Source organism: Brevundimonas sp., from assembly GCF_036400995.1.
GTDB lineage: Bacteria > Pseudomonadota > Alphaproteobacteria > Caulobacterales > Caulobacteraceae > Brevundimonas.
Genome location: NZ_DASWWG010000060.1, coordinates 1 through 20,221, shown reverse-complemented (window position 1 = coordinate 20,221; position 20,221 = coordinate 1). Strand labels below are relative to the sequence as shown.

Annotated in this window: 20 protein-coding genes and 1 riboswitch; of the genes, 12 read left to right on the top strand and 8 right to left on the bottom strand. The window is 69.0% G+C overall.

Features of this window, described 5'->3' with window-relative positions; translation table 11 throughout:
* Positions 1 to 20: 20 nt before the first annotated feature.
* Positions 21 to 908, bottom strand: coding sequence for a glycine--tRNA ligase subunit alpha (locus tag VGE03_RS09380; RefSeq protein ID WP_331046220.1), 888 nt, complete (start codon positions 906 to 908; stop codon positions 21 to 23).
* A gap of 243 nt (positions 909 to 1,151) precedes the next feature.
* Between VGE03_RS09380 and VGE03_RS09375 the strand changes: the two genes are divergently transcribed.
* Positions 1,152 to 1,892 carry a polysaccharide deacetylase family protein gene (locus tag VGE03_RS09375; RefSeq protein WP_331046219.1) on the top strand — a complete coding sequence of 247 codons (741 nt, stop codon included), beginning with the start codon at positions 1,152 to 1,154 and terminating at the stop codon, positions 1,890 to 1,892.
* 377 nt (positions 1,893 to 2,269) lie between these two features.
* Here the strand turns inward: VGE03_RS09375 and VGE03_RS09370 are convergent, their stop codons facing one another.
* The 5 genes from VGE03_RS09370 to VGE03_RS09350 form a co-directional block, all read right to left on the bottom strand.
* Entirely contained in the window at positions 2,270 to 3,187 is a 918-nt protein-coding gene (locus tag VGE03_RS09370) for a hypothetical protein (RefSeq protein WP_331046218.1), read from the bottom strand.
* Positions 3,188 to 3,286: 99 nt separating this feature from the next.
* On the bottom strand, positions 3,287 to 4,132 hold the full coding sequence (locus VGE03_RS09365) for a fasciclin domain-containing protein (RefSeq protein ID WP_331046217.1): 846 nt from the start codon (positions 4,130 to 4,132) through the stop codon (positions 3,287 to 3,289).
* Between the two features lie 223 nt (positions 4,133 to 4,355).
* Complete coding sequence (locus tag VGE03_RS09360; RefSeq protein WP_331046216.1) at positions 4,356 to 5,222, bottom strand: 4-(cytidine 5'-diphospho)-2-C-methyl-D-erythritol kinase; 867 nt, start codon at positions 5,220 to 5,222, stop codon at positions 4,356 to 4,358.
* A 3-nt stretch (positions 5,223 to 5,225) separates the two neighbouring features.
* Positions 5,226 to 7,061 carry a tetratricopeptide repeat protein gene (locus VGE03_RS09355; RefSeq protein ID WP_331046215.1) on the bottom strand — a complete coding sequence of 612 codons (1,836 nt, stop codon included), beginning with the start codon at positions 7,059 to 7,061 and terminating at the stop codon, positions 5,226 to 5,228.
* 135 nt (positions 7,062 to 7,196) lie between these two features.
* A complete protein-coding gene (locus tag VGE03_RS09350; RefSeq protein WP_331046221.1) occupies positions 7,197 to 8,846 on the bottom strand; it encodes an electron transfer flavoprotein-ubiquinone oxidoreductase in 1,650 nt (549 codons plus the stop codon).
* A gap of 193 nt (positions 8,847 to 9,039) precedes the next feature.
* Between VGE03_RS09350 and VGE03_RS09345 the strand changes: the two genes are divergently transcribed.
* Positions 9,040 to 9,831, top strand: a complete 792-nt coding sequence (locus VGE03_RS09345; RefSeq protein ID WP_331046214.1) for a uracil-DNA glycosylase — start codon at positions 9,040 to 9,042, stop codon at positions 9,829 to 9,831.
* A 161-nt stretch (positions 9,832 to 9,992) separates the two neighbouring features.
* Positions 9,993 to 11,660, top strand: a complete 1,668-nt coding sequence (locus VGE03_RS09340) for a lytic transglycosylase domain-containing protein (RefSeq protein ID WP_331046213.1) — start codon at positions 9,993 to 9,995, stop codon at positions 11,658 to 11,660.
* A 188-nt stretch (positions 11,661 to 11,848) separates the two neighbouring features.
* Here the strand turns inward: VGE03_RS09340 and VGE03_RS09335 are convergent, their stop codons facing one another.
* Positions 11,849 to 12,493, bottom strand: coding sequence for a glutathione S-transferase (locus VGE03_RS09335; RefSeq protein WP_331046212.1), 645 nt, complete (start codon positions 12,491 to 12,493; stop codon positions 11,849 to 11,851).
* Between the two features lie 121 nt (positions 12,494 to 12,614).
* Here VGE03_RS09335 and purB point away from each other — a divergent pair, with 121 nt between their 5' ends.
* From purB to purU, 4 genes are read left to right on the top strand one after another with little or no spacing between them, the layout of a single operon-like run.
* Complete coding sequence (purB, locus tag VGE03_RS09330; RefSeq protein ID WP_331046211.1) at positions 12,615 to 13,913, top strand: adenylosuccinate lyase; 1,299 nt, start codon at positions 12,615 to 12,617, stop codon at positions 13,911 to 13,913.
* Between the two features lie 4 nt (positions 13,914 to 13,917).
* Positions 13,918 to 14,274, top strand: a complete 357-nt coding sequence (locus VGE03_RS09325) for a hypothetical protein (protein WP_331046210.1) — start codon at positions 13,918 to 13,920, stop codon at positions 14,272 to 14,274.
* Positions 14,261 to 14,794, top strand: a complete 534-nt coding sequence (locus VGE03_RS09320; RefSeq protein ID WP_331046209.1) for a DNA-deoxyinosine glycosylase — start codon at positions 14,261 to 14,263, stop codon at positions 14,792 to 14,794. The genes VGE03_RS09325 and VGE03_RS09320 overlap by 14 nt, the downstream gene beginning before the upstream one ends.
* Positions 14,791 to 15,633 (top strand): formyltetrahydrofolate deformylase, encoded by an 843-nt coding sequence (gene purU / locus VGE03_RS09315; protein ID WP_331046208.1) that lies wholly within the window; start codon positions 14,791 to 14,793, stop codon positions 15,631 to 15,633. Before VGE03_RS09320 ends, purU begins: the two co-directional genes overlap by 4 nt.
* A gap of 68 nt (positions 15,634 to 15,701) precedes the next feature.
* On the opposite strand, the gene VGE03_RS09310 is transcribed toward purU, so the two are convergent.
* Positions 15,702 to 16,025, bottom strand: coding sequence for a DUF1476 domain-containing protein (locus tag VGE03_RS09310; protein ID WP_331046207.1), 324 nt, complete (start codon positions 16,023 to 16,025; stop codon positions 15,702 to 15,704).
* A 275-nt stretch (positions 16,026 to 16,300) separates the two neighbouring features.
* Between VGE03_RS09310 and purC the strand changes: the two genes are divergently transcribed.
* From purC to metE, 5 genes are all read left to right on the top strand, one after another.
* Entirely contained in the window at positions 16,301 to 17,059 is a 759-nt protein-coding gene (gene purC, locus VGE03_RS09305; RefSeq protein ID WP_331046206.1) for a phosphoribosylaminoimidazolesuccinocarboxamide synthase, read from the top strand.
* A complete protein-coding gene (purS, locus tag VGE03_RS09300) occupies positions 17,059 to 17,295 on the top strand; it encodes a phosphoribosylformylglycinamidine synthase subunit PurS (RefSeq protein ID WP_331046205.1) in 237 nt (78 codons plus the stop codon). The genes purC and purS overlap by 1 nt, the downstream gene beginning before the upstream one ends.
* Complete coding sequence (locus VGE03_RS09295) at positions 17,292 to 17,423, top strand: hypothetical protein (protein ID WP_331046204.1); 132 nt, start codon at positions 17,292 to 17,294, stop codon at positions 17,421 to 17,423. The genes purS and VGE03_RS09295 overlap by 4 nt, the downstream gene beginning before the upstream one ends.
* Positions 17,424 to 17,493: 70 nt before the next feature.
* Positions 17,494 to 17,973 carry a YbhB/YbcL family Raf kinase inhibitor-like protein gene (locus VGE03_RS09290; RefSeq protein ID WP_331046203.1) on the top strand — a complete coding sequence of 160 codons (480 nt, stop codon included), beginning with the start codon at positions 17,494 to 17,496 and terminating at the stop codon, positions 17,971 to 17,973.
* Positions 17,974 to 18,037: 64 nt separating this feature from the next.
* A riboswitch (cobalamin riboswitch) is annotated at positions 18,038 to 18,240 on the top strand.
* A 107-nt stretch (positions 18,241 to 18,347) separates the two neighbouring features.
* Positions 18,348 to 20,221 (top strand): 5-methyltetrahydropteroyltriglutamate--homocysteine S-methyltransferase (gene metE / locus VGE03_RS09285; RefSeq protein ID WP_331046202.1); only part of this gene is annotated, 1,874 nt, incomplete at its 3' end.

The following is a 20,221-nucleotide window of genomic DNA, read 5'->3' as shown; positions in this document are numbered from 1 at the left end:
CGCGGTGATCAGGCGACGGCTCACGCCTCGGCCCTCTCGCGTTCGACGTAGGCGGTGGCGCAGGCCTTACACAGCTCGCGGATGCGGCCGATGTAGCTCTGGCGTTCGGCGACGGCGATGGCGCCGCGGGCGTCCATCAGGTTGAAGAGGTGCGAGGCCTTGAGGACCTGGTCGTAGGCCGGCAGGACCAGCGCCTGGCCTTGCGGGCCCTTCATGGCGAGGAAGCGCTCGACCTCGGCGACCATGTCCTCGAAGCGGCGCTTGAGGCCATCGACGTCATAGCCGTGGAAATTGGCCTCGGACTGCTGGCGCTCGTTCTCGAGGAAGACCTCGCCGTAGGTCAGGCCGTCCTTGTTGAACTTGAGGTCATAGACGTTGTCGACGCCCTGGACGTACATGGCCAGGCGCTCCAGACCGTAGGTCAGCTCGCCCGAGACGACGTCGACCTCGATGCCGCCGACGCCCTGGAAGTAGGTGAACTGGGTCACCTCCATGCCGTCGCACCAGACCTCCCAGCCGAGCCCCCAGGCGCCGACGGTGGGGTTCTCCCAGTCGTCCTCGACGAAGCGGATGTCGTGCAGGCTGGGATCGATGCCGATGGCGCGCAGCGAGCCGAGGTAGAGCTCCTGAAGGTTGTCCGGGTTCGGCTTCAGAAGTACTTGATATTGATAATAATGTTGGAGCCGGTTGGGGTTCTCGCCATAGCGGCCGTCGCCCGGACGGCGGCTGGGCTGGACGTAGGCGGCCTTCCACGGCTTGGGACCGAGCGCGCGCAGGACGGTGGCCGGGTGCAGGGTGCCCGCGCCGACCTCGATGTCATAGGGCTGGAGGATCGCGCAGCCCTGATCGCCCCAGTATTTGTGGAGCGTCAGGATGAGGTCCTGGAAGGCGAGCGGTTCGGTCGTCACGGCGGGTTATTTCATCCGGGGAAGAAGGCCGCGGACCCTAGACCATTTTTGCTTCAGGTCGGAACGACCTGAAGTCAAAAAATGGCCCAGCATCAAACTGGAACGAAATCTGACCCGAGTTGGACGACGTCCAACTCGACCGATTTCGTTCAGACAACGGGCCTTTGCGGGGCAAGGCGGGGAGCGTCCTTCTCCCCTTGCGGGAGAAGGAAATTTAACGGCGACCTGCTTCAATCCTGCCCCATGAAGCAGATCGACCAGATGCGTCGGCGGGCCGCGCGGTATCTCGATGTGGAGGCGGTGAACATCGCCCCGGCGGGGGGCGTGTTCTCGCTGAGCTTCGACGACATTCCGGCGACGGCCTGGACGGAGGCGGGGCCGATCCTGGCCGAGCACGGGATCAGGGCGACCTACTATGTCTGCGGCGGGCTGGCCGGCGGGCGGAACATGGACCGGGACCAGTTCCAGGTGCGGCACCTGCAGGAACTGCATGCCGCCGGGCATGAGGTCGGGTGCCATACGTACGGCCACACCAGCGTACTGCGGATGGACGCCGAGGCGCTGAAACTGAGCCTGGACGCCAATGCGGCCTGGGTGAGCGAGCGGCTGGGCGGCTATGAGATGACCACCTTCGCCTATCCGTTCGGGGACGCGACGCTGGCGGCCAAGCGGTATGTGCGGGGCCGGTTCGATCTGGGCCGGGGCGTGCGCGACGGGGTCAATGCGGGGCGCGAGGACCGGGGGCTGATCAAGTCCATCGGTCTGGAGAGCCGCCGCCTGCCCCACTACGACCTTGAGGGCCTGATGGCCGAGGCGGCGGCGTCGAAGGGCTGGCTGACGGCCTATGCCCATGACGTGTCGGATGACCCGACCGACTACGGCTGCACCCCCGACGACCTGGACCGGGTGATCCGGCTGGCCAAGGCGGCAGGGCTGGAGGTCCTGCCGGTCGGCGAGGCCTGGCGCGAGTTTATATCCGGGTAGAATGAGCGGTCGAGGCGGCGGAGACGGGTGAATTATACCGTCTATGTCGTCTATGTCGTCTATCCCGTCCATGTCATCCCTTCAGGCTCAAACCCTGTCGTGGCGGGCCTTTGAGAGGATCCGGGCGGCTCGGCGGGTCAGAATATTATCCGGGTAATGGTGTATCAGTTGGAGTGTAGGCGTCAGGGCGCACTCTAGCAGGCCGGTGCGTCAGAATTGGACGTATCGGCTTCCTTGTCCCCTTGAAGGAGAAGGTGGCCGGCGAAGCCGGTCGGATGAGGGGGATGTCAGCGCGCCGCCGGATAGAGGGAGGTCGCCGCAGGCTTACCCCTCATCCGGCCCTCCGGGCCACCTTCTCCCTCAAGGGGAGAAGGAAATTACGCGGCTTCCGCCAACTGCTTCCGCGCATCAGCCCATTTGATAAGGGCGGCGCGGGGCCAGGCGACGATCCATGAGCGGGCGGTGTATTCGCCCTTCTCGATCAGGGCGGCGCGGGTCGGCGAGCTGGTCGCCGCGCGCTGGGTGTGAATCTCGCCCGGCCCCTGATGGATCATGAAGGCGCCGTGCTTCAGCGGATTGACCCGCAGATAGGCCAGGCGCGGGCTGATCTGCTCCAGCGGCGGATCATAGAACCACGACGAGCCCAGCATGCCCGCCATGTCCGGGCGGCGCTTGAGGATTTCGGCGGCGGTGGCCCAGGCGCGATCCCAGCCGGCCTCGTTGAAGTCGGACAGTTCGCGGCTTTCGGTATGGACCTCCAGCCAGGGCTTCCACGACTGGGCGGCGGCGTAGGCCGGGATCACCGACCAGCCCCAACCCTCGCGGGCGTGCCGCAGGATCTGGCCCGGCCCCATGGGCGAGGAGAGGTCGATCATCTGGGTGCGGGCGCCGGGCACGCTGAGAACCAGCGAGATGCGCACGTCCTTGGCCCAGAAGTCGCGGTCGTAGGGGTTGGCGCCCTCGGTCAGGAAGGCGGCGAGCCGGTCGATCCACTGGGGATAGAGCTCCAGCGACGCCAGCGGCAGGTCGGCGGCGGGGACGCGCGCCGGCATCTCCAGCGCCCAGATGGCCACCAGCGCGCGGCGGTGGTCGTCGGTCAGGGCCGGACCGAAGGCGGCCTGCAGGGCCTCCTCGGCGCGATGGCCCGGCTGGTCGAAATCCCAGTGCGGGGCGGAGGCGGCCGCGGCGTCGGCGGCGGCGGCCTTGAGCGCGTGGAGGCGAGCGCGGTCCTCGGACGGGACACGGTTCAGAACAGCCTCGAACGCGGCGATATGAGCGGGCGTGAGCGTTTCCATGCCCGCATCCTGCACCACCACCGGTTTGCCGACGGTTAAGCGCACAACAGAAAGGCGGCGGACCGGAGCCCGCCGCCTTCATTCAGTCTGTGAACCGGATCAGTTCGGCGTCGGGGTCGGCGCCGGATTGGCCGGGTCTTCCTGATCGTCGACCTGACCGTCGGTCGGGTTCTGGACCGGCGGCGACTGGACCGTGGTCGTGGTCGCCGGCTGCTGGCCGTTCGGCGCGGTCTCGCCCGGTTGCGACGGACGGACCGTCTCGCTGGCCGGAGCGGCGGTCTCGGTCGCGGCCGGGGCCGGGGCGGCCTCGGCGGCCGGAGCCATGGCTTCCTCATCGCCCATCGAGGCCTGCGAGGTCGCCGGGTTCAGGACCTGGTCGATCACGAAGACCGAGCCGTTGGAGGCGTCGAGGTCCGCCTGGGTGACGGTGGCGCCGTCGACCTTGATCGCGTCACCGGTGCCGTCCAGCAGGACCTGGCTGTTGTTGGCCGCGGTCTGCACGCCGCCGCGGGCGCCGGTGATCATGCCCGCTTCCACGTCCGAAACGATGACGTGGTAGAGCAGCAGGGTGCGCAGCTCCTGGGCGTTGGCCGGGTCGAGCAGGCGGGTGCGGTCCGCTTCCGGCAGGGCGGCGAAGGCCGCGTCGGTCGGGGCGAAGATGGTGATGGCCGGGCGGCTGGCGAGCGTCTCGGTCAGCTGGGCCTGATCAAGGGCCGACAGCAGGGTCGAGAACTCGCCCTTGGCGCGCAGCACCTCGATGACGTTGCTGGATTGGGCCGGGGTCGCGGCGGCGGCCGGAGCCGGCGTGGCGGCCGGAGCCGGGGCGGCCGCGGGCTGCTCCTGCGGCGCCGGGGCGGGCTGCGGCTGAGCCTCCTGCGCGAACGCGGCGGGAGCCGCCAGCAGGGCGGTCGCGGCGGCGGCGGTCAGAAGTTTGGTACGAAGCATGACAGTATCCCTTGCAGTGAATAGGGACGACCGTCGGGGAGAATGAGAACGGTCGTCAGTACGCTGGACTGCAGCGTTCAAGACCCAAGGATGGCCTTGAGTTCCATATGGGATGAGGGCTGCGACTATTCATCCGAACAGCCAAGGTATTGTCTTGGCCATTTCCGGGCGCCCGGCATATTACCGGCGCCATATGGTCAGAAACCGGAATCTCTTCCGATAATCAGGACAGGACGGTCGACTGTACCCACCAGCCCTGACGTTGTCCTGAAAGGATCGCAGCGGCGCGATCCGCCGCCTCGACGGTGTCGAACAGGGCGAAGACGGTGGCCCCCGAACCGGACATCCGGGTCAGACGCGCGCCCGGCAGGGCGGCGACGGCGTCCAGGGCCTCCGCGATGGCGGGCTGCAGCGCCACGGCGGGCGCCTGAAGGTCGTTGCGCTGATGCGCCAGCCAGTCGAGCACCGTCGGCAGACTCCAGTCCGACGGCGGAGCGGGACGGTCGGCCGTCGCCTGCGGTCCGGAGTCGTAGCCGCGATAGACCGCGCCGGTCGGCGACGGCACGCCGGGATTGACCAGAACCGCGGGCAACGGCGGCAGGGCGGGCTCGAACGACAGGACGTCTCCCCGGCCCTCGGCCCAGGCGGCGCGGGCGTGCAGGCACATGGGGCCGTCGGCGCCGACCGTGGCCGCGACGGCGGCGAGCACCTCATCATCCAGCGACAGGCCCAGGGCGTCGCGGGCCAGCTTCAGCGCCGCGCCAGCGTCGGACGAGCCGCCGCCCAGACCGGCGGCGATGGGCAGGCGCTTGTCGAGGGTGAAGGCCAGCCCCGGGCGGGGCGTTCCGGCGGCGACGGCCAGCGCCCGCACCGCGCGCAGCACCAGATTGTCCCCCTCCCCGTCCAGACCGGCGGCGAAGGGGCCGGTGACGGTCAGGGACAGCACCTCCGCGGGGGCGACGCTGATCCGGTCGCCGACGTCGGCGAAGGCGACGAGGCTGGCGAGTGGATGGTAGCCGTCCGCGTCCAGCGGCCCGACGTGCAGGAACAGATTGACCTTGGCGGGCGCGAGCGCCGGGGCGTCAGCCATGGCTCAGGGCTGGGTCCCGGAGACCGGCTCCGGTTCGGACAGGCCCGACACCAGCTTGCGTTCGACCTCGGCCCGGCGTTCGGCGTCAGGCTCGAGCGTCAGGACGCGGTTCCATTGCCAGCCCGCCTCGCGACGGCGCCCGACCTGCCAGTAGGCGTCGCCGAGGTGGTCGTTGATCTCGGCGTTGGCCGGCTCCTTGGCCACCGCGGCCTCCAGCGTCGTGACGGCGGTTTCGTACTGCCCCTGACGGTACTGGGCCCAGCCGAGGGAGTCCTGGATGTTGCCGTCCTCGGGATCGGCGGCGTGGGCGCGGGCCAGCATCTCGGCGCCCTGATCGACGCGGCGGCCGCTGTCGACCCACAGATAGCCGAGGTAGTTCAGCAGGACCGGATTGTCCGGATGGGCCTGCAGGGCGGTCCACAGCTCGGTCTCGGCCTCCTCGATCCGGCCCAGCGCCTCCAGCGCCTGTCCCCGGAAGAAGCGGACGTCGGCGGTCTGGTCGGCGGTGTTCAACTCGGGCCCGTTGAGGACGGCCAGGGCCTCCTCGTTGCGCTGCATGTTCAGCAACTGACCGACCAGGGCCAGGGCGATGCGGGTCTGGCCGGGCGCGGCGTCACGGGCGCGGGTGAAGGCGGCGAGGGCCGCGTCGTCATCCTCGGCGCGCTGGTAGCTGAGGCCCAGATTGTACTGGGCGCCGCCGTAGACGATGGCGTTGGACCGGCCGACACGGGCGAAGGCCTGACGCGCGGGCTCCTCCTGCTCGTCGGCGGCGAGCGCCAGACCGAGGCGCAGGATTGTCATGTCGGACGGCTGCAGGCTTTCGGACAGGCGCAGCAGGATGGCCGTGAGCTTGTGATCCTCGCGCTCGCTCGCGATCAGGGAGGCGAACTCCAGCGCCTCGGCGACGCCGGACTGCGGGGTCGGCGCGGCGGGCGGACGGCCGCGCGACGCCGCGCGCTCCAGCCCGTCGAGGGCGGCCGGATCGGGCGCCGGACCGGTCAGGGAGGCGCGATACTGGACCATCGCCTCGTCCCGGCGGCCTCGCCGCTCGAGGAACTCGCCATAGTGGACGGTGAACAGGCGTGCGCCGTTCGGCATGGCCAGCAACGCCTGATACTCGGCGTCGGCCTCGTCAAAGCGGCGACGCATCTCCAGCGCCCGGGCGCGTTGCAGACGCAGGATCAGGGCGGCCGGGTCCTGCGCTCCGGCGGTCACGGGCTGCAGGGCGGCGTCCCAGTCGCCCGCGGCGGCGGCGAAGGACGGCGCGACATACAGGCCGATGGCGGTGAAGGGCTGGGCCAGCGGACGTTCGCGAAGGATGGCGTAACCGCCCCGGGCGTCGCCGTTGCGCAGGGCGCTGACCACCGACACCAGACGCCCGGCCTCGGCCAGTTCGGGGGTGCCCTCCACGGACGGCGTCAGGCGGACCACGGTGTCGAGGTCGCCGTTGAACAGGCTGGACAGGAAGGCTTCGTTCCAGAGCAGCGGCTGCTCGGGCGTCAGGACCTGGCTCTCGGCCAGCAGGCGCGCGGACTCGGCGCCCTCGCCCCGGAAGCCTGCGATCCGGCCGGCCAGATAGAGGCCGTAGGCGGACTGGCCCTGCTCATCGACCGGAACCGGGGCCCAGACCTCCGGGATGGCCGGCGCGGCCGGTTCGGCCTCGACGACCGGCTCTTCGGTCGGCACGACGGCGGGCGGGTGGAGGTCCGGCGCGCGCTCGGGCTCGGCGGCGGGGGGCACGGGCACGACCACCGGCGGGGCCTCCTGCGCAAGGGCGGGAGACGCCAGGGCCACGAGGGCGCAACCGGTCAGGAGAAGGCGAAGCGAGGAAAAGCGCATGGCGGCGACCCTTCCCGCTTTATGCGGCGGCGACAAGACCCGCCGGCGGTCAGGCGCTGATTTTGGACCCCCTCCACCATCCTCCGACGGTGTCGAAGGATGGTCCCCCTCCCCTGCGCCATGCGCCGGGGAGGATTACATATTCGGATAGTTCGGGCCGCCGCCGCCTTCCGGCGTGGTCCAGACGATGTTCTGCGACGGATCCTTGATGTCGCAGGTTTTGCAGTGGACGCAGTTCTGGGCGTTGATCTGGAACCGCGGCTCGCCGCCGCCTTCCGGGGTCAGCACCTCGTACACGCCCGCCGGACAGTACAGACGCGCCGGCTCGCCGTACTTCGGCAGGTTCACGCGGATCGGCACGGACGGGTCCAGCAGCTTCAGGTGAGCGGGCTGGTCCTCGGCGTGGTTGGTGTTGGAGATGAAGACCGACGACAGCTTGTCGAACGACAGCTTCCCGTCCGGCTTCGGATAGGCGATCGGCTTGTGCTTCGCGGCGGGCTCGGTCGAGGCGGCATCGGTCTTGCCGTGCTTGAGCGTGCCGAACAGGGAGAAACCGCCGAAGATCGTCTGGAACCACATGTCGAACAGGCCCAGCGCGCCGCCGAGCGAAGTGCCGACCTTGGACAGGAGCGGCTTGGCGTTCCGGACGAGCTTGAGCTCCTTGTAGACCCAGCTCTTCTCATAGGCGGCCTGGTACTCGACCAGCTCGTCACCCGAGCGCCCGGCCATGACCGCGTCATAGGCGGCGTCGGCGGCCAGCATGCCGGTCTTCATGGCGTTGTGGCTGCCCTTGATGCGGGGCACGTTCACGAAGCCCGCCGAGCAGCCGATCAGGGCGCCGCCCGGGAAGGCCAGCTTGGGCACCGACTGGAAGCCGCCCTCGGTGATGGCGCGGGCGCCGTAGGAGACGCGCGTGCCGCCCTCCAGATGTTCGGCGATCGAGGGGTGGTGCTTGAAGCGCTGGAACTCGTCGAAGGGCGAGAGGTGCGGGTTCTTGTAGTTCAGGTGAACCACATAGCCGACGGTCACGTAGCGATCGCCGAAATGGTAGAGGAAGCTGCCGCCGCCGGTGAACTCGTCCAGCGGCCAGCCGGTCGAGTGCTGGGCCAGGCCGGGCTGGTGCTTCTCGGCCGGGATCTGCCACAGCTCCTTGATGCCAATGCCGAACTTCTGGGGCTCGGCCGTGTCGCACAGGTTGTGGCGGGCCATGATGGTCTTGGCCAGCGAGCCGCGCACGCCCTCGGCGATGAAGACGTATTTGCCGTGCAGCTCGATGCCGGGCTGGAACTCGCCGGTCGGCTTGCCTTCACGGTCGATGCCGAAGACGCCGGCGACGACGCCCTTCACCCGGCCGGTCGGCTCGTCCCAGACGACGTGGCTGGCGGCCATGCCGGGATAGACCTCGACGCCCAGCGCCTCGGCCTGCTCGCCCAGCCAGCGGGCGACATTGCCCAGCGAGGCGATGTAGCAGCCGTGATTGTGCATCAGCGGCGGGAAGGCGAACATCGGCAGGGGCAGGACGCCCTGCTCGCCCAGCAGCAGGAAGCGATCCTTGGTGACCGGGGTCTCCAGCGGCGCGCCGCGTTCCTTCCAGTCCGGGAACAGCTCGTTCAGCGCCTTGGGATCAATGACCGCTCCGGACAGGATGTGGCCGCCGATCTCGGCCGACTTCTCGAGCACGGCGACGGAGATGTCCTTGCCGTCCTTTTCCGCGCGCTGCTTCAGGCGGATGGCCGCCGACAGGCCGGCGGGGCCGCCGCCGACGATGACGACGTCGTATTCCATGATCTCGCGCTCGACGCCCGCCAGCGCCTCGACCGGCGGCAGCTTGTCGATGACGGCTTCCTGCCAGGCGTTCTTCGCCCCGCCCTCAATCGCTTCCTCGGCCATGGCCCTGATATCCTGTGTCGTCTTCCCTGTTCCCGCTTATCGGAAGGTGACGCGGGGGCGGTCAAGGACTATCCCTGTGCGGAACGACATGAACGCCCAAGCCCTCGACACCGCCGCCGCCGAAAGCCTGCTCGCCTTCTGGCGGGACGCGGGGGTCGACGCCTGCTTCGAGGACGCCCCGGTCGACCGCACCCATGTGGCTCCGCCGCCCGCGGTGAAGGCCGTGACCAAGGCGACGGCGTCCGTGATCGCCCTGCCCGCCACGGGGGATGCGGCGGTGGAGGCCCGCAGGCTGGCCGCGGGCGCCGATACGCTGGAGGCGCTGGGCGAGGCCATCTCGGGCTTCACCGGTTGCCCGCTGCGGGACATGGGCGCGAAACAGGCGGTGTTCGCGCGCGGGAATCCGCAGGCGTCGGTCATGATCATCGGTGAAGGCCCGGGCGCGGAGGAGGACGAGCGCGGCCAGCCCTTCGTCGGCAAGGCCGGGCAGCTGCTGGACCGGATGCTGGCCGAGGCCGGGCTGAAGGATCAGGTCTTCATCACCAACACCGTCTTCTGGCGCCCGCCGGGCAACCGGACGCCGAGCCCGGCGGAACAGGCGGCCTGCGCCCCGTTCCTGGACCGCGCCTTCTTCCTGCTGAAGCCCAAGGCGGTGCTCCTGCTGGGCGCCGCCGCGGCGAAGTCGGTGCTGTCCGTCGATGAAGGCATCATGCGACTGCGCGGAAACTGGAAGGAATGGCGGCTGGCCGAAGGCAATGTGTCGGCGCCGGTGATGCCCACCTTCCACCCGGCCTTCCTGCTGCGGACGCCGATGGCCAAGAAGGCCGCCTGGGCTGATGTTCTGGCGCTGGCGGCCCGGCTGGACGCACCCGAAAACTGACCGACCGCCGTTAACCTGACCGACGCAAAAGCGCCCCAAAACTCCGCAAAACTTGACATGGGTCGAGGGCGTGGCGCCTTTTTGGCCTGACGACCGAACGAACAGCGATCAACTGGACCGAATCGAGACGGCCGGTTTTCGCTCTCAGGGGGGCCGCCTCAGTGCCTGTATCCTTCCGCCGCGCGATCCTCGCGCCGACGCTGGCTATCGCGCTCGCCGCCTTCGGCGCCGCCGCTCATGCCGCTGACGACGACCGCCGCGCGCCGACGGCGCTGAGCCCTGCCGACCGCCTGAGCTACACCACCGCCTTCGACGCCCTGCGCCGCGGCGACCTTGAGGCCGCCCGCGCCTCGGCCCGCGCCGCCCAGGACCATGTGCTGCTGGGCCAGGTCGAGTTCGAACGCCTGTTCCACGCCGACTACAGCGCCACCTACGAGGAGCTCGCGGCCTGGCTGGAGGAATACTACGACCTCCCGTGCGCCGACCGGGCCTACAACCTGGCCATGCGCCGCCGTCCTGACGGCGCGCCCGAGCCGCGTCGGCCGGGCCGGTTCTCGAACCGCAGCTGGGCCGCCGCCTCGGCCGCGGGACAGAACACCGAGGGCGATCCCCTGAAGGCCGCCCGCGTCGCCCTGAACCGCGACGATCTGGCGGGAGCCGTGATCATCGGTCAGGAAATCGGCGACTGGTGGAGCGTCGGACTGGCCAACTACCGGCTGGGCGACTTCGGCGCGGCCACAGCCGCGTTCGAGCGCGTGCTTGACGACCCGACCGAGGACGGCTGGGTGCGCGCCGGGGCCGCCTTCTGGGCCGCCCGCTCGGCCGCCCGGTCCAGCCAGCAGGATCGCGTGCAGCCGCTGCTGCGCCGCGCGACCGCCTGGCCCGCGACCTTCTACGGCCAGATCGCCCTGCGTCAGCTGGGCGAGGACCTGACCATCGAAAACATGGGGCCGCGCCCCTATGACGGCGCCCCGACGCTGCAGCGCGCCGCCTATGTCCCGGACGAGCCGCTCGGCGTCGATCCGCGCGAGCTGGAAGAGTTCGTGCTGTCGGAACCGCGGGCCCGGCGCACCGTGGCCTTCTTCGAGATCGGCCGCCGCTCGGACGCCCGTGACGAACTGCGCACCGGCATGCGCTCGGCGGTCACTGACCGCGCGCGCCGGCTGTGGGCCGCGCTGGGCCGCGCCCTCGGGCCCCGCGTCATGGGTTCGGACGCCGACGTCCGCCGCGTGGACGCCAACAACTACGCCCAGCCGGTGATCGAGCCGGTCGGCGGCTTCACCATCGAACGCTCGCTGGTCTATGCGATCGCGCGCAAGGAGACCGGCTTCAACGCCCGGGCCCGTTCCGGCGCCGGGGCCTACGGCCTGATGCAGGTGATGCCGACGACGGCGGCCGAGCTGTCGGGCGACCGCGGCTTCGTCACCACCCCGGACCGGCTGTTCGACCCGGCGGTCAACGCGGGCCTCGGGCAGGCCTATGTGAACCGGGTGCTGGCCATGCCGGAGATCAACGGCGACCTGCTGCGCGTGGCGGCCTCCTACAACGCCGGGCCGGGCCCGATGATGGCGGCGGTGCGCAAGCTGGGGCCGGACGCAGACCCGCTGCTGCTGATCGAGACCATCGATGTGCCGCAGGCGCGGGACTATGTGGAGAAGGTGGTCGCCGCCTACTGGATCTACCAGCGCATGAACGGTCGGCCGCTGCATACGCTGGACGCGGTCGCCTCGGGCGCGACCCTGATCCCGCTGAGCCTGGACTATGTGCCGCCGCCTCCGGCGCCGGTGCAGCCGGTGGAAGTGGCGGCGGTCCAGCCGACCGGGGGCTAGATCCCCGCCAGAAGCAGGGCCGGGAGGCAGCAGGCCACGACGATCAGCAGCCCGTACACCAGCAGGCTGGGACGGCGGGCGGCGACGGGCGGGGGCGCTTGCATCGACATGACGGACCTCGAACGCTTCTGCGTTCCTTCGGCTCCGTTGATACCGCCGTTGTCTTAAAGTCGGGTTGGAGTGTGCGGTTAACGCAACGCTGACGCCGACCATTCCAGGAAATCCGGCTGGGCCAGCAGGGCGTCGCAATAGGCCTGGGCCGCGCCGTCGTCGCCGAAGTCGGACAGGTCCACCTGATAGTGACGGAAGCGGGTCGCCACGGGGGTGAAGAACGCATCCGGGATCGACCATTCCCCGAACAGCCAGGGACCGCCGGCGCCGAAGCGGGCGCGCATCTCCATGAACAGGGCGACCAGCCGGCGAATATCTTGCGCCACGCCCGCGTCACCCGGCAGGTCCGAACGGTCCGGACCGACCATCGAGTGGTCCGGCCCCATGGCGCAGTGGGTCCGAAGGGCGTTGAATCCGGAATGCATTTCGCAGACCGCCGAGCGGGCCAGCCAGCGGGCGTGGGCGTCCGCGGGCCAGAGCCGGGCTTCAGGGTAGCGTTCGGCGGCCCAGACGCAGATGGCCATGGAGTCCCAGATGGTCTCACCTTCGACCCTGAGCAGGGGCGCGAGGCGAGACGGGGAAAGCCGCGCGATCTCGGCCTGGCCAGCCTCGGAATAGACATCGATCTCGGTGGTGGTGAAATCCGCCCCACAGCGCCTGAGGACCAACCACGGCCGCAGCGACCAGGTCGAATACAGCCGCGGCGCGACGATGAGTTCCATGTGATGCCCTTCCCTCTGTCATCATCATAGGCCGGCCGGCGGCGACATGCGACCGAGTTTGATCGCACGAAACACAAGCGGCGCTTGACTCAGGAGCCCCCTCGACCGACACGGCCCGTCCATGATCACGCGCTATTCCCGCCCCGACGCCGTCGCCATCTGGTCGCAAGAGACCAAGTACAAGATCTGGTTCGAGATCGAGGCCCACGCCGCCACCAAGATGGCCGAGCTGGGGGTGATCCCGACGGACGCCGCCGAAGCCATCTGGGCCAAGGGCAAGGACGCGACCTTCGACGCCGACCGGATCGACGAGATCGAGCGCACCACCAAGCACGACGTCATCGCCTTCCTGACCCACGTGGCCGAGATCGTCGGCGAGGAAGCCCGCTTCCTGCACCAGGGCATGACCTCGTCGGACGTGCTGGACACCTGTTTCGCGGTCCAACTGGCCCGCTCGTCCGACCTGCTGATCGACGGGGTCGACCGGGTGCTGGCGGCGCTGGAGACCCGCGCCCGGGAGCACAAATTCACCCCGCAGGTCGGCCGCAGCCACGGCATCCACGCCGAGCCGATCACCTTCGGCCTGAAGCTGGCCGGCTATCACGCCGAGTTCCAGCGGGCGAAGCGCCGTCTGATCACGGCCAAGGAAGAGATCGCCACCTGCGCCATCTCGGGCGCCGTGGGCACCTTCGCCAACGTCGATCCGGCCGTCGAGCAGTACGTCGCCGACCAGATGGGCCTGCAGGTCGAGCCGGTCTCGACCCAGGTGATCCCGCGCGACCGCCACGCCGCCTTCTTCGCGGCCCTGGGCGTGGTCGCCAGCTCGATCGAGCGTCTGGCCACCGAAATCCGCCACCTGCAGCGCACGGAAGTTCTCGAGGCCGAGGAGTTCTTCGACAAGGGCCAGAAGGGCTCGTCGGCCATGCCGCACAAGCGCAACCCGATCCTGACCGAGAACCTGACCGGCCTGGCCCGTCTGGTCCGCTCGTCGGTGGTCCCGGCGATGGAGAACGTCGCCCTCTGGCACGAGCGCGACATCAGCCACTCTTCGGTCGAACGCGGCATCGGCCCGGATGCGACCATCCATCTGGACTTCGCCCTGCATCGTCTGGCGGGCGTGGTCGAGCGGATGAACATCTATCCGGAGAACATGCAGAAGAACCTCGACCTGCTGGGCGGTCTGGTGCACTCGCAGCGCGTGATGCTGGCCCTGACGCAGGCGGGCGTGAGCCGCGAGAGCGCCTATGCCGCCGTGCAGGAGAACGCCATGAAGGTGTGGCGCGGCGAGGGTCGCTTCATCGACTTCCTGAAGACCGACGAGCGGGTGACCCTGTCGGACGCCGAACTGGAAGCGCTGTTCGACCTCGGCTACCACACCAAGCACGTGGACACGGTGTTCGCGCGCGTCTTCGGGGGTTGATTGGATGCTGCTGAACCTTCTGCTTCTTCTGGTGATGCAACAGGGCGCGGGCCCGGTGGTGGCGCCGGGCATGACCGTGACGCCGCCGTCGCAGCGCGCGTTCGACACCTGCATCCGCCCGCTGGCCACCGATCGCTCGGCCTCGAGCAACATCACCATCGTCTGCGCCGTGGTGCGCAACGGCGCGCCGGACCAGTGCCGCCTGGAAACCGGGCAGGACAACCCGGTGCGTCACCGCACCGCCGCCCGGTGCCTGGCGCGCGAATATCGCTTCGCCGACGCGACGACCGGCCAGCCGGTCAACGGCGGCCCGGTGACCATCCCGATCGCCCTGAACGTGCAGGTTCGTGAGGCCTTCTGAGGCCGACCACCGGAAAAGGGGGTTCGCCCCCGTCGTGGACGCCAACACGCGGCTGCTGATCCTCGGCAGCCTGCCGGGCGAAGCCTCGCTGGCGACAGGCCAGTACTACGGACACCCGCGCAACGCCTTCTGGCGGCTGGTCGGCGGCGCCGTCGGGCGTCCCGACCTCGCCGACCTGGCCTATGAGGCGCGACTGGATGTGTTGCGGGCGCATGGCGTCGGCCTGTGGGACGTCATCGCCGAGGCCGTGCGGGTCGGAAGCCTGGACACGGCCATCCGCCTGCCGGTCCATGCGGACCTGAAGACACTGATCGCCTCCCTGCCCCGGCTGCAGGCCGTCGCCTTCAACGGCGGCAAGGCGGCGAAGGAGGGCGACCGGGTTCTGGGACCCGATACGGGGGCGTTCCGGCGGCTGGCCCTGCCGTCCTCAAGCCCGGCGCTGGCGAAACCGCTTGCCTGGAAGGCGGAATATTGGGCCATCATCGGGGAATTCAGCGTTCCTCCTCCCCGGACTTCATGATCCTGACCCTCTCCTGCCCGGACCGCTCCGGGATCGTCGCCGCCGTGTCCGGCCTGCTGTCCGACTGCGGCTGCAATATTTCCGACGCCCAGCAGTTCGGCGACCGGTCCACCGGGACCTTCTTCATGCGGGTGGTGTTCGAGCGTCCGGAGACGCTGGACACGGACGCCGTGCGCGCCGCCTTCGCGCCGCTGGCGGAGCGGTTCGGCATGGACTGGACGCTGAGAGGCCGCGCGCCGCGCCGGGTGATGATCCTGACCTCCCGGTTCGATCACTGTCTGGCGGACCTGCTGTACCGCTGGCGGGGCGAGGAACTGCCGATGACCATCACCGGCATCGTCTCGAACCATCCGCGCGACCAGATCGGCCACGTCGATCTGGGGGACCTGCCCTTCCACCACCTGCCGGTGAACGCCGCAGACAAGGCGGCGCAGGAGCGGACCCTGCTGGGCCTGATCGAGGAGACCGGGACCGAGCTGGTGGTGCTGGCCCGCTACATGCAGATCCTGTCCGACGATCTGGCGGGACGGCTGGCGGGGCGGTGCATCAACATCCACCACTCCTTCCTGCCCGGGTTCAAGGGCGCCAAGCCCTACCATCAGGCCCATGCGCGCGGGGTGAAGGTGATCGGGGCGACGGCCCACTACGTCACCGCCGATCTGGATGAGGGTCCGATCATCGAACAGGACGTCGAACCGATCAGCCACCGGGACACGCCGGAGGACCTGATCCGCAAGGGGCGGGACATCGAGCGGCGGGTTCTGGCCCGGGCGGTCGCGCACCATCTGGAAGACCGGGTGCTGCTGAACGGATCAAAGACGGTGGTGTTCGCCGACTGAGACGCACGAAAAAGGGCCGCCCCGGCGACGGAGCGGCCCCTGATTCTGTGAGCCCGTGAGGGCCGGGCTTACTCGCCCGAGCGGATCTGCTCGCGGGCGACCGACGACAGCTCGTCCATCTTGCGGCGGATCTCGCCTTCCGAGACGACGAGGCCCGAGCCTTCGAAGTCCTGGGCGATCTTGCGGAACACGTCCTCCTCGCCCGGCTGCTCGAAGTCGGCGCGGACGACGGCGGCGGCGTACTGTTCGGCGCTCTCGGCGTTCAGCCCCATCTTCTCGGCAGCCCACAGGCCCAGCAGCTTGTTGCGCCGGGCGACCGCCTTGAATTCCTGCTCCTGATCGAGGGCGAACTTGGCCTCGAAGCCCTTTTCCCGATCGTCAAAGGTGGTCATGGGCGTCCGCAGGCTCCTTCAGGCGGCCGAGGGTGGCCGCGTCGCGCTGCTCTATAGCCGCGAGGGGGTGGAACGCAACCTGAACCCGACGGGTTGCGGCGGCGTGTCCCGATCGGCGTGCTTAAGCCCCCACACCGTTTGTGTCCCCGGACGGGTTCCGCTAAGGAGACCGCGACGATTTTACCCGCCCGCCCGATTCCGGATCGCGCTGACCAGACCTACGCGCTGGCCGCGCGTTTTTTGTTTCCGGCGAGGCCCCGCCTGGACGAGACCCCATGAACGTCAAGCGCAAGAAGCTCTACGAGGGCAAGGCCAAGATCCTGTACGAAGGACCCGAGCCCGGCACCCTGATCCAGTACTTCAAGGACGACGCCACCGCCTTCAACGGCGAGAAGAAGGCCCAGCTGGAAGGCAAGGGCGTCATCAACAACCAGATCAGCGAATTCATCATGTCGCGCCTGAACGGCATCGGCGTGACCAACCACTTCATCAAGCGCCTGAACCTGCGCGAGCAGCTGATCCGCGAAGTCGAGATCATCCCGCTGGAAGTCGTGTGCCGCAACGTCGTGGCCGGTTCGATGAGCAAGCGCCTCGGCATCGAGGAAGGCACGCCCCTGCCCCGGTCGATCATCGAGTTCTACCTGAAGAAGGACGAGCTCAACGATCCGATGGTGACCGAAGAGCACATCACCGCCTTCAACTGGGCCTCGACCCAGGAGCTGGACGATATCCTGGCCATGACCGTGCGCGTGAACGACTATCTGTCGGGCATGTTCGGCGCCGTCGGCATCCAGCTGGTGGACTTCAAGATCGAGTTCGGCCGCATCTGGGAAAATGACTTCGCCCGCGTGATCCTGGCCGACGAGATCAGCCCGGACAGCTGCCGCCTGTGGGACACCACCACCGGCGAGAAGCTGGACAAGGACCGGTTCCGCCGCGACCTGGGCAATGTCATCGAAAGCTACACCGAAGTCGCGCGTCGCCTTGGCATCATGAAGGGCATGCCCACGGTCATTCAGGGAGGGCTGCACTGATGGCCAAGGTCAAGGTTCACGTCTTCCTTAAGCCGGGCGTCCTCGACGTTCAGGGCAAGGCCGTTGAAGGCGCGCTGAACGGTCTGGGCTGGGGCGGCGTCTCGGGCGCCCGCGTCGGCAAGCTGATCGAGTTCGACTTCGCCGGCGAAGGCGATCCGGCCGTCGAGGCCAAGAAGATGTGCGAGACCCTGCTCGCCAACACGGTCATCGAAAGCTACCGCATCGAGGTCGCGTGAAGCGCGTCCTGAAGCTGCTGGTCGTCCTGTTCATCCTGGCGGGATGCATCGTGTTCGCCTCGGCCTTGGCCGGGGGACTGATGGACGACAGCGCCTTCACCCAGGCCGCCAAGGATGCGGCCCACTGATTACGGCGATGCGGGTGACGGCCCGCCGCCTGATGCGTTAAGTCTCCCGCGCCAATCGCGGGAGACGCCCATGACCTTCACCCTGACCTCCAACGACATCACCGACGGCGGCGTGCTGCCGGACGCGCAGGTGTTCGCCAGGGGCAATACCTCGCCGCATCTGTCGTGGTCGGGCGCGCCCGAGGGCACGAAGAGCTACGCCGTCACCTGCTACGATCCGGACGCGCCGACGGGCTCGGGCTTCTGGCACTGGACGGTGGCCAACCTCCCGGCCGATGTGACCGAACTGAAGACCGGCGCCTCGTCCGCCGACCTGCCCGCCGGGGCGGTCGAAGGGCGCACCGACTACGGTCCCGCGGGCTTCGGCGGCGCCGCCCCGCCCCCCGGCCACGGCCCGCACCGCTACATCTTCACCGTCTTCGCCGTGGACGTCGAAAAGCTGGACGTAACGCCCGACAACTCGGGCGCCGTGTTCGGCTTCAACCTGCATTTCCATACGCTGGCCAAGGCCACGATCACGGCGACCTACGAGAACACCGGTCAGGGCTGAACTCCGGGTCACATAAACATATAAGCATGTCCTTATATGTTTCTTGACTTCGCGCGCAGACCCGCTTCTATGCGGGGGTCGTGGTCTGCGCGTCGTCTCCGGACGGCGCGGAGCTAAGAGGGAAGCCGGTGGAACACCGGCGCTGCCCCCGCAACTGTAAGCGGCGAGCCGAGGGTCCATCTCGTGTCACTGGGGTTCGCCCCGGGAAGGCCGGGCCCGAAGCCGTGACCCGCGAGCCAGGAGACCTGCCCCGACAGATAACGTCCTCCGGCGGGGTGTCCGGTCAGGCCGCAAGTGCGCCGCCGGACCCGATCCCCGCGTGAGCGTTCGCGCGTCCCTGCCCGAAGCCCTGCCATCAGCAAAGGCTTCGCCCCATGACCGCCCGCCTCCCCGTCCAGGTCGCCACCCTCGGCTTTCCCCGCATCGGCCCGAAGCGCGAGTTGAAGACCGCGCTGGAAGCCCACTGGGCCGGCAAGATCGACGCCAAGGAATTGCTCGCCGCCGCCTCCGACCTGCGCGGACAGGCCTGGGTCCGCCAGCGTGATCTGGGCGCCGACCTGATCCCGTCCAACGACTTCTCGCTGTACGACCATGTGCTGGACACCACCGCCATGGTCGGGGCGGTGCCGGCGATCTACGGCTGGGCGGAGGACCGGGTCGGTCTGGACACCTATTTCGCCATAGCGCGCGGCGCCCAGGGGGACCGGTGCGAGCACGGCCACGCGCAAGTCTCCGGGCATGGCGCGCAGGACGTGCCGGCGGCCGAGATGACCAAGTGGTTCGACACCAACTACCACTTCATCGTGCCGGAGTTCACGGCGGACCAGACCTTCCGCCTCGCCTCGACCAAGGCGCTGCACGAGTATCTGGAGGCCAAGGAACAGGGGATCGAGACCCGGCCGGTGCTGCTGGGGCCGGTCAGCTATCTGCTGCTGGGCAAGGCGAAAGGCGGCGACTTCGACGTCCTGACGCTGCTGCCGAAACTGCTGCCGGTCTATGCCGAGGTGCTGCGGTCGCTGGCGCGGGCGGGGGCGACCTGGGTGCAGGTTGACGAGCCCTGTCTGGTGACCGACCTGCCCGAGGGCGCGGCCGAGGCCTACGCCCTCGCCTACCGGGTGCTGTGCGACGTGACGCCGCCGATCCGGCTGATGCTGACGACCTATTTCGGCGGGCTGGAGGACAACCTCGACCTGGCCCTGTCGTTGCCCGCGCACGGACTGCACGTCGATCTGGTGCGCGCGCCGGAGCAGCTGGAGGCGGTGGTCGCCGGGGCGCGACCCGATCAGGTGCTGTCGCTGGGCGTCATCGACGGGCGCAATGTCTGGAAGGCGGACCTGGGCGCCGTTCTGGACCGGATCGAGCCGATGGTGGCGACCGGGCGGTCGGTGATCATCGCCCCGTCCTGCTCCCTGCTGCATACGCCGATCGATCTGGAGCGGGAGACGGCGCTGGCGCCGGAGGTCCGCAACTGGCTGGCCTTCGCCGTGCAGAAGGTCGCGGAACTGAAGGTGCTGGCGCGGGCGCTGAACGAGGGCCGGGACGCGGTCCGGGCGGAGCTGGCGGCGGCGGATGCAGCGGTCGCGTCACGCCGGACATCGGTCCTGATCCACGATCCGGCGGTGAAGACGCGGGCGGCGGAGACGGACCCGTCGCTGGTGCGGCGGGCGAACGGCTATGAGATCCGGCGCCCGGCGCAGGTCGCCCGGCTGGGCCTGCCCGCCTTCCCGACGACGACCATCGGCTCGTTCCCGCAGACGCCGGAGGTGCGCAAGGCGCGCGCGGACCACGGCAAGGGCGTGCTGGATGACGCCGCCTATGACCGCTTCCTGCAGGAAGAAACCGCGCGGACGGTGAAGTGGCAGGAGGACCTCGGTCTGGACGTGCTGGTCCACGGCGAGTTCGAGCGCAACGACATGGTGCAATATTTCGGCGAGCAGCTCTCCGGTTTCGCCTTCACGCAGTGCGCCTGGGTACAGAGCTACGGATCGCGCTATGTGCGCCCGCCGATCATTTTCGGCGACGTCTCCCGCCCCAACCCGATGACGGTACGGTCGTGGCGGCACGCCCAGTCGCTCACCGAAAAGCCGGTGAAGGGCATGCTGACGGGGCCGGTGACGATCCTCAACTGGTCCTTCGTGCGGGACGACGTTGCGCGCAGCACGGTTTGCCGGCAGATTGCGCTCGCCATCCGCGACGAGGTCCTGGATCTCGAAAGGGCGGGTGCGAAGCTGATCCAGATCGACGAGGC

What these genes read in the sequence shown, in the direction of transcription:
- VGE03_RS09375 (WP_331046219.1), top strand. Translation starts at nt 1,152, where the DNA reads ATGAAGCAGATCGACCAGATGCGTCGGCGGGCCGCGCGGTATCTCGAT.
- VGE03_RS09370 (WP_331046218.1), bottom strand. Translation starts at nt 3,187, where the DNA reads ATGGAAACGCTCACGCCCGCTCATATCGCCGCGTTCGAGGCTGTTCTG.
- VGE03_RS09365 (WP_331046217.1), bottom strand. Translation starts at nt 4,132, where the DNA reads ATGCTTCGTACCAAACTTCTGACCGCCGCCGCCGCGACCGCCCTGCTG.
- VGE03_RS09360 (WP_331046216.1), bottom strand. Translation starts at nt 5,222, where the DNA reads ATGGCTGACGCCCCGGCGCTCGCGCCCGCCAAGGTCAATCTGTTCCTG.
- VGE03_RS09355 (WP_331046215.1), bottom strand. Translation starts at nt 7,061, where the DNA reads ATGCGCTTTTCCTCGCTTCGCCTTCTCCTGACCGGTTGCGCCCTCGTG.
- VGE03_RS09350 (WP_331046221.1), bottom strand. Translation starts at nt 8,846, where the DNA reads ATGGAATACGACGTCGTCATCGTCGGCGGCGGCCCCGCCGGCCTGTCG.
- VGE03_RS09345 (WP_331046214.1), top strand. Translation starts at nt 9,040, where the DNA reads ATGAACGCCCAAGCCCTCGACACCGCCGCCGCCGAAAGCCTGCTCGCC.
- VGE03_RS09335 (WP_331046212.1), bottom strand. Translation starts at nt 12,493, where the DNA reads ATGGAACTCATCGTCGCGCCGCGGCTGTATTCGACCTGGTCGCTGCGG.
- purB (WP_331046211.1), top strand. Translation starts at nt 12,615, where the DNA reads ATGATCACGCGCTATTCCCGCCCCGACGCCGTCGCCATCTGGTCGCAA.
- VGE03_RS09325 (WP_331046210.1), top strand. Translation starts at nt 13,918, where the DNA reads ATGCTGCTGAACCTTCTGCTTCTTCTGGTGATGCAACAGGGCGCGGGC.
- purU (WP_331046208.1), top strand. Translation starts at nt 14,791, where the DNA reads ATGATCCTGACCCTCTCCTGCCCGGACCGCTCCGGGATCGTCGCCGCC.
- VGE03_RS09310 (WP_331046207.1), bottom strand. Translation starts at nt 16,025, where the DNA reads ATGACCACCTTTGACGATCGGGAAAAGGGCTTCGAGGCCAAGTTCGCC.
- purC (WP_331046206.1), top strand. Translation starts at nt 16,301, where the DNA reads ATGAACGTCAAGCGCAAGAAGCTCTACGAGGGCAAGGCCAAGATCCTG.
- purS (WP_331046205.1), top strand. Translation starts at nt 17,059, where the DNA reads ATGGCCAAGGTCAAGGTTCACGTCTTCCTTAAGCCGGGCGTCCTCGAC.
- VGE03_RS09290 (WP_331046203.1), top strand. Translation starts at nt 17,494, where the DNA reads ATGACCTTCACCCTGACCTCCAACGACATCACCGACGGCGGCGTGCTG.